Raw genomic sequence first — 12101 nt, 5'->3', positions numbered from 1 at the left:
GAATCCTCTGACTCTTATCTATATCCCAATATCAAAATAGAGAACCCAACAATATCATGTTCTCTATTGACTAATGGCAGAAAAAAGGAGAATTCCACACATCTGCAGAATTCTCCAAGTGGTAAGGTGCGACGATTTTCCAAACGCTTTCGCGCCAACCTTCTACCCTTACCTCGGTTTGGCACCGTCATGTAGTATCGCACGGTTCAACACTGGAAGTCAATCTTTTAATTAATCTAAGTACGCATCGATAAAATAAAATGCTTGTAACCCTTGCGGCTGTAGTATTTTATTTTGCATTGTTTCACATGGAACATATTGTATAGATACATACGTTCGCCACAATATATAGTAGTCTTTCTTAATAGATTAGTTCTGTAAAGAATTCGCCAGATTGAAACATAACTCATGACTTAAAATTGCTGATTCCGGACTAACTGGATTTTCAGCATTCGTAGAAACTGCCCTTAGAAAGGCTTTAATAATTGGATCAAAGCCTCTAGTTACTAAAGTATTCTCCCAATCTGGGCACGATGTCTGTGTTATAACCCCAGTTTGATAGGTTTCTAGACGTCCCAAATCAGTTACGACTTGACGTGTCTGATTGCCTTGTACTGTTGTCAATTCAAGGTTGCTACCACCGATCATATTAGTAATAATCTGAGCCTGACTTTTTTCTCCGGTTAAAGTAATATACCCTTGTTCTAAATTACCATCATTAGTAACTAAAAAGTTATTGATATCTTTTATTTTCTCATCCATCAAGTAAACAGCCGTATCAACTGAATGAATCATTAGATCAAAGATGGCAAATTTAGCCGGTTGTACTGCATTTTCACGAATCTTCTCTGAGACTATCGTTCTTTTATCTCCAATTTGTTTTAATGCTTGATTAAATGGCGCAAATCGACGATTAAAACCACAAGTTAATATAAGATTTTTCTCTGATGCTAATTTATACAACTCTTTAACTTCTGATAAATCTTCAGAAACTGGTTTATCAACGTAGACATTAATCTCATTTTCCAACAACTGTTTGATAATTTCAAAATGTGTCTGAGTTGGCGTATGAACAAAAACAGCCAATGGTTTTTCTTCTATCAACTCTGTTAAAGTTTGATGAAAATGTTTAAATCCATACTTTTTTTCAAGCATTTCACCCTTAGCTTTATTCCTAGTTGTCAGATGCCATTCATACTTATCTTGCAAAGTTGCCATAACTGGCAAATAAGCCTTTTGTGCAATATTTCCTAAACCAATTACACCAATTTTTTCCATACTATCACCTCAGATTAATATTCATTAAACAGTTTTAAATGCTCTTTTAGATATTTACCAGTTAAACTATCTGGATTATCTGCAATCGCTTTCGGATTACCCGTTGCTACAATCTTACCACCGTTGATCCCACCTTCGGGACCTAAATCATTAATATAATCAGCATTGGCAATAATATCTAAATCATGCTCAATAACAATAATTGTAGCGTGCTTTTTAAGAAGCCTGTTAAAGACATCCATCAACACACCAACATCTTTTGGATGCAAACCTACACTAGGTTCATCGAAAACAAATAGTTGATTCTTCTGACTTTTCTTCATGTAAGTTACCAATTTAAGGCGCTGTGCTTCACCACCAGATAAAGTTGGTGTACTTTCACCCAATTTGAGATAACTCAAACCAATGTTGATCAATACATCTAAAGTATTTTTAATATTTGGAACATCCTCAAAGAACTCTGCTGCTTCTTTAACAGACATATCCAATATTTCAGCTATATTCTTACCATGCCAAGTAATATCCAAAATATCTTTCTTATAGCGATTTCCATGGCAGACCGGACAAGTCTGTACCATATCTGGTAAATATTGAATATCTAATGTAATAACACCTGTTCCACCACAGTTTGGACAAGCACCTTGCTTGTTATTATATGAAAAATAAGTTGGTGTAAATTTTTTAGCCTTGGCTTCTGGTAATTCTGCAAATAATTTTCTCAAGTGATCCAGGATCTTTGTATAAGTGCCAACCGTTGAGCGAACATTTTTTCCTATTGGTACTGAATCGACTTTAACGATATTTTTTAAATCGGCCGTATCGACTGATTTAACGAATTTAGGCAGTGCTTCACCTTCAATCTTATCTTGTAACGCTGGCAAAAGACTTTCAAAAATCAAAGTAGTCTTACCAGAACCTGACATCCCTGACACAACATTAAGTGACTCTTTACTAAATTTGGCCGTCATATCATGAATGTTATAGCGATCGCCTATCTGAATATCAATTTCACCTTTAGTGAATGGTTCACTTTGACTATGTTTAATAATATTGGCTTTTCCTGTCAAATAGGGCTGAATAACTGAGTCAGGATGGTTCTCTATTTCAGGAACTGTTCCATGAGTAATAACCTGACCACCATCTTTTCCTGAATCAGGACCTATCTCTATTACATAGTCAGCTGCTGCGATAATACTTGTATCATGATCAACAACTATTAAAGAATTACCCAATTTAACCAATTCTCGTAAAATTTTGATCAAGCCAGAAACATTAGCTGGATGTAATCCAACACTAGGCTCATCCAAAACATAAAGAACTCCGGTCATTTGATTACGAATCGTTCGTGCCAATTGAATTCTTTGTAGTTCACCAGTTGAAAGAGTATTTCCGGCTCGTGCAATCGATAAATAATTTAATCCTAAGTCGACAATCGGTGACAAAAGATCTAATAATTCTGTTGTCAAATTTTTACCCAAAGCTTGCATATCTTCAGGCAACCAATCCATAATCTCTTGGCAAAAATCTCGTAATTGAGAAATCGTGAATTGACTAACTTCAGCAATATTCTTACCTACTAATTCATTGCTAAACAATTTAGGATTAAAGCGACTACCATGACAATCAGGACATACTTTTTCAGAATAAAATCTTTCCAAACGAGTTAAAGTATTTTCGTTCTTGGTACTCTTTAAACTATTTTTAACAGCCGTAATGGCATTTTCGTACAAAGCATTTAATCTAAAAGAACGTCCCGTTTTAGTAGGTACCAAGATTTCTTTTTTTTGTTCTTTGCCGTTTATGACAATATCTTTTTCTTTATCAGTCAAATCTTTAAATGGAATATTAGTTCTAACACCTAATTCCTTAATAATATCTTTTTGAAGTGTTCGTCCGGGCAAATTCCACGACCTAATTGCTCCTTCATCAATTGAAAGATTTTGGTCAGGAATGATCTTATCTAATTCAATTTCTTTTAAGAATCCTGTCCCCTGACAAGTTGGACAAGCACCTTCAGAATTAAAGGCGAAGTCTTCAGCACTAAAGGCCATAAATTTAGCACCACAAACCGGACAGGTCATCATCCCCATCTCTTCATCAGTCGATGGCAGATCCATCACTTCAGATATTTTTAGAGTGGGCTCTAGTCGATGACCATTAGGACAAACAACTGAAGCTAATCTTGAATACATCAATCTTAATATATTCAAACTTTCTGTCATTGTACCGACAGTCGAACGCACACTTGGAACTACTGGTCTTTGGCGCAAAGCAATCGTTGATGGCAAGTTCTTAATATCTTTAACATCAGAACGCCCCATTTGAGTAATTCTTCTTCTTGTATAAGTGGATAATGCATTTAAATACTTTCGGGCTCCTTCGGCGTAAATTGTATCCATCGCTAAAGAAGATTTTCCCGAACCAGAAACACCAGTAATAGCCACAAAAGAATTCAACGGTATCTCTACATCAATATTCTTTAAATTATTGGCATTGGCTCCGAAAACCTCAATGTTATCTGGAATATAGTTTTTATGTCTAATTGTCATAATTTCCCTCTTCCCTCGATGAATTCGATTATAACATTTAAGAGATATATTTAAATTTCAAAGCATTTCATTCTATTCGTAGCGTTATAACGATTAGTGAATTTCATTTATCGTACGATAACTAATCTTCTGAAAATATAAAAGCAAACTAAAACGGCATCAATCAAGAGATCGAGGCTTATCGCCTATAAACTCTTAATTGATGCCGTTATTTTATTATTTAGCAGGTACTTTAGCAATTTTACCTTGTTCAATATAAACACTCAAAATACCAATATCAGCTGGGTTGACCCCACTAATACGACTTGCTTGGGCAATTGTTTGAGGATTGATCTTACTTAACTTTTGAACTGCTTCAGTAGCTAAACTATCAATTTTAGTATAATCAATTCTTTCAGGAATCTTCTTTGATTCCATCTTCTTGAGACGCTCAATACGCATCTTTTCCTTCTTGATATAACCGTCATATTTAGTAGCAATCTCTACTTGTTCGGCAACACGACGATCAACTGGATAGTCAGCTTCTCCAACCATATCAATGATATCTGTGTAATGAACTTCTGGTCTTCTCAAGAAATGATCAGCCAAAACTCCATCTTTTAAAGGCTTTAAATCATGTGCCTTCAAAAATGGTAATGCTTGTTTAGGAGTAATCATCTTGTGTGAAAGACGTTCTAGTTCAACCTTGATTGTTTGACGTTTTTCTTTAAAGACGTCATAACGGTCCTGATTGATCAAACCTAAGTTATAACCATAGTCTGTTAAACGTAGATCAGCATTATCGTGACGTAAAATCAAACGATATTCAGCACGACTTGTCAAAAGACGATATGGTTCATTAGTTCCCTTAGTTACTAAATCATCGATTAAAACACCAATATATGCTTCATCACGACGTAATATAAATGGATCTTTACCTTCAGCACGTAAAGCAGCATTGATTCCAGCCATAATTCCTTGCCCAGCTGCTTCTTCATAACCCGAAGTACCGTTCATTTGACCAGCAGTAAAGAGATTCTTTACAACCTTAGTTTCTAGATTCAATTTCAATTGCCATGGTTCAATAACATCATATTCAATAGCATATCCTGGACGCATCAATTTAGCATTTTCCAATCCAGCTACTGAATGAAGCATCTTTAATTGAACCTCTTCAGGCATTGATGTTGAAAAATCACCAACATAATACTCTTGAGTATCTTTACCTTCTGGCTCTAAGAAAATTTGATGTCTTGGTTTATCGGCAAAACGAACAATCTTATCTTCGATTGAAGGACAATATCTTGGTCCAACACCTTTAATTACACCGGAAAACATTGGTGCACGATCAAGATTTTCACGAATGATCTTGTGTGTTTCAGCATTAGTATAAGTCATCCAGCATGAGATTTGATGTTGAAGATAACTTGAATCTGGTGTTTCAAATGAAAAATGATTTGGTTCTTTATCACCAGGTTGTTCGATAGTGTCATCGAAGTTAATTGTATTCTTATTAACACGTGGTGGTGTACCAGTCTTAAAACGAGTCAACTTAAAACCATGTTTTTCAAGATCTTCAGAGAGTTTAATTGAAGGAATACTGTTATTAGGACCTGATGAATACATCAACTCACCAATAATGATTTTCCCTCTTGAAGATGTACCAGCAGTTAAAACAACTGACTTAGCGTGATATTTAGCACCTGTTGCTGTAACGATACCTTTGCAGACGCCATCTTCAACGATTAATTTTTCGGCCATACCCTGACGTAATGTCAAATTAGGTTCATTTTCCAATGTGTCCTTCATAACTCGGTGATACATGTTCTTATCAGCTTGTGCACGTAAAGCACGAACTGCAGGACCTTTACCAGTATTCAACATTCTCATTTGAATATAAGTCTTATCAATATTACGACCCATTTCGCCACCCAAAGCATCGATTTCACGGACAACGATTCCCTTAGCGGGACCACCAACAGATGGATTACATGGCATAAAGGCTACCATATCCAAATTAATTGTAACGAGTAAAGTTTTTTCACCCATTCTTGCTGCGGCCAATGCGGCTTCAGAACCAGCATGACCAGCACCTACGACAATGACGTCATAAGTTTCTGAATCAAATTCCTTAATTTCCATTTTTTACACCTATACCTATTTTCCTAAACAGAATTGTGAGAATAATTGTGTGATCAATTCATCTTGATAACTTTCACCGGTAATTTCGCCAAGAGTATCCCAGCAAGCCGTCATATCAATTTGAACAAGGTCGATAGGCATTCCTGCCTCAATCCCCGAAATAACGTCATTCAGGCTATTTTTAGCTTTACGTAGCAAACCAGCTTGACGAGCGCTTGTAATAATAACATTGCTGCTATTATCTTCAATTCCAGCATTAAAAATCTTACTGATTGTTTGTTTAATAGTTTCAATACCATCATTTTTAATTGCTGAGGTTTGTAAAATAATATCGTCAGCTTTTAATTGAACAACTGAATTAGGAGTTATCACTGGCATCAAATCATTCTTATTAAAAATAATGATTCGACGTTTATTGGCAGTCGCATCAAGTAATTCAAGATCGTCTTCTTCAAGCTCACGACTAGAATCAAGTACAAGAATTACTAAGTCGGCACCCTTTAGGGCAGTCTTAGAACGTTCTACACCAATTTTTTCAACCTTATCTTCAGTATCACGAATTCCGGCCGTATCGATCAACTTCAAAGGAACACCATCAATATTGACGTACTGCTCAACGACATCCCGAGTTGTTCCAGCAACATCAGTAACAATCGCTTTTTCCTCATCCAAAAGACGGTTCAATAAGCTAGACTTACCAACATTTGGTTTACCGACAATTGCGGTTGCTAAACCATGTTGTAAAATCTCACCACTATCAGCTGTCTTCAAAAGACTATCAATACTAGAGCTAACTGTCTTAGCCTTTTCTAATAACATGTTAGTCGTCATTTGATCAGTGTCGTATTCTGGATAATCAATATTAACTTCAACTTGAGCTAAAGAATCCAGGATTTCTTGACGCAAATTAGAAATCAAATGATGAAGATTACCGTCCAATTGATTTACAGCTACTTGCATAGCTTTATCAGTTTTTGCACGAATCAAATCCATAACTGATTCTGCTTGAGTTAGATCAATTCGACCATTTAAAAAGGCACGTTTAGTAAATTCACCTGGTTCGGCCATTCTTGCTCCATAACCAAGCAATAATTGAAGTACTTTATTGGTTGCAACTATACCCCCGTGGGTATTGATTTCAACTACATCTTCACGGGTAAACGTCTTAGGGGCACGCATTACTGAAACCATAACTTCATCAACTAAATTTCCATTAGCAGGATCAATAATATGTCCGTAATTTATTGTGTGACTAGCAACTTTTTCTAAGTCACGGCCCTTAAAAATTTTCTTAGCTACTTCAACAGCTTGATCTCCAGACAAACGAACAATGGAGATAGCACCTTCCCCAGGAGGTGTTGAAATGGCTGCAATTGTATCATATTCATTCTCTGCACTTGCCATAAATGAGCTCCCTTCTCTATTTTGAGCATAAAAAAAGTGCATAATCCGCCAATGTTTTGACGGAAAAGCACCTTGACTACTTTTCTATATATAAAATATATGAACAATTTCTAAAACATCTTAACCAGATTTTTATCGATTGTCAATTATTTACGATTTTTATAAACACGCTTCTTAGCTTTTCTAAGACGACGTTGTTTTTCTTTCTCTGCCTCTTCAGCTTCGCGTTGTTCACGACGATACTTGAATGGGTTTTGGAAAGCCAATGTCTGTAGAACTTGGAATGCATTAGTGATAACCCAATAAATTGTAATAGCTGATGGGAACGTTAATGCGGGTACGAAGATAAAGATTGGCATGACCCAAGTCATGATCTTTGTCGTCGCATTTTGCGTTGGCTGTGAGTAGCTAGAAATGTAAGTACTTAAGAAAGTAAATACAGCCGCTAAAATAGCCATAATGTAATATGGATCAGCCTTACCTAGCTGCATCCATAAGAAACTACCATCACGCAATTGCGTTGTCTTATAAATGGCTTGGTACAAAGCAAACATAACAGGTAACTGAACTACCAATGGTAAACATCCAGCTACTGGATTTACTCCGGCTTCACTATATAGCTTTTGTGTTTCTTCCCGTAATTTTTGTTGTGTATCAACATCTTTAGCAGAATATTTCTTTTGAAGAGCCTGCATTTGTGGCTGGATCTTCATTTGCTTATTCATACTTCTGATTTGGAACCAGTTTAATGGCAACAAAATAACTCTAATAATCAGTGTGAAGATGATGATTGCCCAACCATAACTATTACCAACCAGTGAAGCCAACCAAAGGATAAATCTTGAGAAACTATAAATTACGTAGTGATCCCAAAATCCTGTGCTTTGGCTTGTAATTGGTTCATTAAGGTTTGAACATCCAGCTAAAACTAAGACAACACTAAGCATTAGTGCTATACCTATGTATTTCTTCAAGCTTTTTTTATTCACGTTTACACCTATTAATTAATTATAATTTTCGACCCTAATTTAATACTTTACCTAATTTCAATAAATGTACAATATTTTTCTTTGTTTCAAACATGTCCAAATCTACAGCCGGTTTTCTTGCAATAATCAAGAAATCTAAACTTGCCGGAATTTCAGGTTTCAATTCCAATAATGATTGACGAACGTATCTCTTAATACGATTACGTCCAACCGCAGTATGAGAAACCTTTTTACCCACTGACAAACCAACTCGCCAATGTTTTTGATCTTTCGGCATCTTATAAAGAACAAAGTTACGATTAGCAACTGAATCCCCATTAGAATAGACATACTGAAATTCATTTTCTTTTTTTATACGATAGCTTTTTCTCATATGTCACCAGACTACTCTCGTTTTGTAATAAAAAAAGACCACCAAATTTGTTTAGTGATCCTTCAAAACTAAGCTGATAATACTTTACGACCCTTTTTACGGCGTCTTGCTAAAACTTTGCGACCATTACTTGTACTCATTCTTTTCATGAAACCATGGACGCGTTCACGGTGACGCTTCTTTGGTTGATATGTTCTCTTTGTAGTCATCAATAAACCTCCTGACTTATTTTTATCTTTAAAATATTCACTTCTTCAGACAATTGCTTAACTATAATATCATGTTATGCCAACTTTTTAAATAACTAATTTCCTATTAATGCAAGTTTTTTTAGAAAGTTTTTCGCAATTTCCATTGTGGATAATTTGTGGAGCTATTTGACAACTTATTTTTTCCACAAGAGTTTAAACAAACTTTTCCAACGGTTTTTTTCACTGTGCTTTAGTTTTCCACAGGATCTGTTGAATTCTTGTTTTTTGTATGTAACAGGCTAAAACAAGGGGTTTTCAAGCTTGTTAATTGTGGATAACTATGTTAATAATAATTAGTTCATTTTATTTTCCACAAGGTTGTGTATTTATAAATTACCTGTTGTTATTTACTCCAAATTTAAACGTGTGTTCTGTGGAAAACTATTTAATAGAATGATAAACTATAGAATGTCATTTTAGGGAAAAACTTATCCACAACTAAAGATTGGGGGGAAATAATTGCAAAATATAAATAACTCAACTGATCCAAAGCTAACCAAATTTTGGGATTACTTTACAAGTAAACTCAGATCCCAATTAACTCCTGTTAGCTATTCAACTTGGGTTGAAAGTGCTAATCCCTTATACATTGACGGAAATAACATTTATATTTCTGTCCCAACTAAACTTCATAAAGATTATTGGGAACGCAACTATACAGAAAAAATTGCTATTTACTCATATGAATTAAACGGAATTGAACTTAATCCAATAATCGAAAATGATGAAGAAGCCACAAAAAAAGAGGAGCAAACAATTGCTCCCCAGGTTGAAACTCCTACTGAAACAGCTCAACCAAAACACGTATTTCATAATTCCCATTTGAATCCGAAATATACTTTTTCTTCTTTTATTGTTGGTAGCGGTAATCAAATGGCACATGCAGCAGCTTTAGCTGCTGCCGAAGATCCAGGTGGAGTATATAATCCACTATTTATCTATGGTGGTGTTGGTTTAGGAAAAACTCACTTGATGCAAGCAATAGGTCATCAAATGATCAAACTAGACCCACTTGCAAAAGTTAAATACGTTACTAGTGAAACTTTCGCTAATGACTTTATTAATTCAATTCAAATGAGAACTCAAGATGATTTCAGACAAGAATATAGAAACGTCGATCTACTATTAATAGATGATATTCAATTCTTCGCTGAAAAAGAGGGTACCCAAGAAGAATTTTTCCATACATTTAATGAGCTCTATGAAAATGGTAAACAAATCGTAATGACATCAGATCGTTTACCTAACGAAATCCCTAAATTACAAGCCAGATTAGTCTCAAGATTTACCAGCGGTTTGTCGGCTGACATCACGGCACCAGATCTTGAAACTAGAATTGCCATTTTACGTAATAAAGCTAAGGCAGAACACTTAGAAATTCCAAATGACACCTTATCTTATATTGCGGCACAAGTTGATACTAATGTCCGTGAGCTTGAAGGCGCTCTAATACGCGTTCAGGCTTATTCAACGACTAAAAATACTGATATTACAAAATCAGTTGCGGCTGATGCTTTGAAAGTCTTTAAACTATCTAATGATAAAAAAGGGTTATCTGTTGCTAAAATTCAAAGCAAAGTCGCCAAATATTATCATGTTTCTGTTCAAGACTTAAAAGGAAAGAAACGTGTTAAGTCAATCGTAGTTCCTCGACAAATCGCGATGTATCTGGCACGTGAACTAACAGATCGATCTCTTCCTCAAATTGGTATGGAATTTGGCGGTAAAGATCATACTACTGTTATGCATTCATGTGATAAAATATCCGAGTTAGTCATTAAAGATGCCGATTTAAAACGCTCGGTCAATGAACTAAAAGATGACCTCAGAAATTAACATGTTTATAACTTTTAGTTTTTCCCAAAGTTTTCCACAGCTGTTAATAACATGATTTTTTCAAAGTACGTCTAGTGTTAGAATAGTTTTCCACAGTTTTCACAGTGCCTACTACTACTTCTATCTTTATATTAATTAATTAAAAAGGGAGTTAACTAATGAAATTTTCTATTGATCGATCAAAATTCATTAACCAAACAAGTAACGTTCAAAGAGCGATTTCGACAAAGACAACTATTCCTATTTTGACAGGAATGAAATTGGATCTTTCAGAATCTGGTCTAACTATCACAGGAAGCAATTCTGATATTTCAATTACTTCGTTTATTTCTAAAGAAGATGCTGATAATGAACTAAAAATTGAAAGCACAGGTTCAATTGTCTTACCAGCTAGATTCTTTAATGAAATTATCAAAAAACTTCCCGGTGACAATTTTGAACTAGAAGTTTTAAACAATAATCAGACTTTAATTAAATCAGGTGTTTCAGAATTTACTATTAATGGTTTAGATGCTGTAAATTATCCACACCTTCCTGATGTTGAAACTGATAATCAATTGGTTTTGCCAACTGATGTTTTCAAAGAAGTTGTTAATCAAACTGTTATTGCTGTATCAACTCAAGAAAGTCGTCCAGTTTTAACTGGTGTTAATTTTTTAATCACGAGTGAAGGTTTAACAGCTGTTGCTACTGATAGCCATCGTTTAGCACAACGTAAAATCGATATTACTAGTGACGAAGACTACAACTTAATCATTCCTGGTAAGAGTTTGACAGAACTAGTTAGAACTATCAGTGATTCTGTTAAAGAAATCTCAATGTCAATCTCTGAAAACCAAGTTCTTTTCAGTTTTGACAATATCATGTTCTATTCAAGATTACTTGACGGAAGATATCCTGAAACTGATCGTTTGATACCTGATGAATCCAATACTCGTTTAACCTTTGATTCATCAAAACTATTAGCATCAGTTGAACGTGCTTCATTGCTTTCTCATGAAAGTAGAAATAATGTCATCAAATTAGAAATCAAGGCTGTTGATAAAAAGGCTACCCTTTATGGAAACTCACCAGAGGTTGGTACTGTTGAGGAAGTTCTTGATTTTGAAAATCTTGAAGGAAATGATTTAGAGATATCCTTTAATCCTGATTATTTGAAAGATGCTTTGAGATCGTTCGGAAGTAACACAACTATTGAAATGAGTTTTACATCACCATTACATCCATTTACTTTAAGACCAATGGAAAATCGTGATAATTTTGTTCAACTTATTACTCCAGTACGAACATTTTAATGTGA

The 12101-nt window shown here is 35.0% G+C and carries 9 protein-coding genes; 2 read left to right on the top strand and 7 right to left on the bottom strand.

Going from position 1 to position 12101, the window contains the following annotated elements; translation table 11 throughout:
- Positions 1 to 369: 369 nt before the first annotated feature.
- The 7 genes from LAB100_RS11290 to rpmH all read right to left on the bottom strand — a co-directional run bounded on the left by LAB100_RS11290 (position 370) and on the right by rpmH (position 8923).
- On the bottom strand, positions 370 to 1278 hold the full coding sequence (locus tag LAB100_RS11290; RefSeq protein WP_119327485.1) for a Gfo/Idh/MocA family protein: 909 nt from the start codon (positions 1276 to 1278) through the stop codon (positions 370 to 372).
- Positions 1279 to 1292: 14 nt separating this feature from the next.
- A complete protein-coding gene (locus tag LAB100_RS11285) occupies positions 1293 to 3827 on the bottom strand; it encodes an excinuclease ABC subunit UvrA (protein WP_119327486.1) in 2535 nt (844 codons plus the stop codon).
- A gap of 216 nt (positions 3828 to 4043) precedes the next feature.
- Positions 4044 to 5948 carry a tRNA uridine-5-carboxymethylaminomethyl(34) synthesis enzyme MnmG gene (mnmG, locus tag LAB100_RS11280; RefSeq protein ID WP_119327487.1) on the bottom strand — a complete coding sequence of 635 codons (1905 nt, stop codon included), beginning with the start codon at positions 5946 to 5948 and terminating at the stop codon, positions 4044 to 4046.
- Between the two features lie 15 nt (positions 5949 to 5963).
- Positions 5964 to 7352 carry a tRNA uridine-5-carboxymethylaminomethyl(34) synthesis GTPase MnmE gene (mnmE, locus tag LAB100_RS11275; RefSeq protein WP_119327488.1) on the bottom strand — a complete coding sequence of 463 codons (1389 nt, stop codon included), beginning with the start codon at positions 7350 to 7352 and terminating at the stop codon, positions 5964 to 5966.
- A gap of 146 nt (positions 7353 to 7498) precedes the next feature.
- Complete coding sequence (gene yidC, locus LAB100_RS11270) at positions 7499 to 8341, bottom strand: membrane protein insertase YidC (RefSeq protein ID WP_119327489.1); 843 nt, start codon at positions 8339 to 8341, stop codon at positions 7499 to 7501.
- Positions 8342 to 8375: 34 nt separating this feature from the next.
- A complete protein-coding gene (gene rnpA / locus LAB100_RS11265; RefSeq protein ID WP_119327490.1) occupies positions 8376 to 8714 on the bottom strand; it encodes a ribonuclease P protein component in 339 nt (112 codons plus the stop codon).
- Between the two features lie 68 nt (positions 8715 to 8782).
- Positions 8783 to 8923 (bottom strand): 50S ribosomal protein L34, encoded by a 141-nt coding sequence (rpmH, locus tag LAB100_RS11260; RefSeq protein ID WP_025085419.1) that lies wholly within the window; start codon positions 8921 to 8923, stop codon positions 8783 to 8785.
- 501 nt (positions 8924 to 9424) lie between these two features.
- Between rpmH and dnaA the strand changes: the two genes are divergently transcribed.
- Positions 9425 to 10801, top strand: coding sequence for a chromosomal replication initiator protein DnaA (dnaA, locus tag LAB100_RS11255; RefSeq protein WP_119327491.1), 1377 nt, complete (start codon positions 9425 to 9427; stop codon positions 10799 to 10801).
- Between the two features lie 158 nt (positions 10802 to 10959).
- On the top strand, positions 10960 to 12096 hold the full coding sequence (gene dnaN, locus LAB100_RS11250) for a DNA polymerase III subunit beta (protein WP_119327492.1): 1137 nt from the start codon (positions 10960 to 10962) through the stop codon (positions 12094 to 12096).
- The last annotated feature ends 5 nt before the right edge of the window (positions 12097 to 12101 follow it).

The organism is Companilactobacillus musae (genome assembly GCF_003967595.1).
Taxonomy (GTDB): domain Bacteria; phylum Bacillota; class Bacilli; order Lactobacillales; family Lactobacillaceae; genus Companilactobacillus; species Companilactobacillus musae.
Note: the sequence above shows the minus strand (reverse complement) of the source record. Positions and strands in the feature narration are given on the sequence as shown.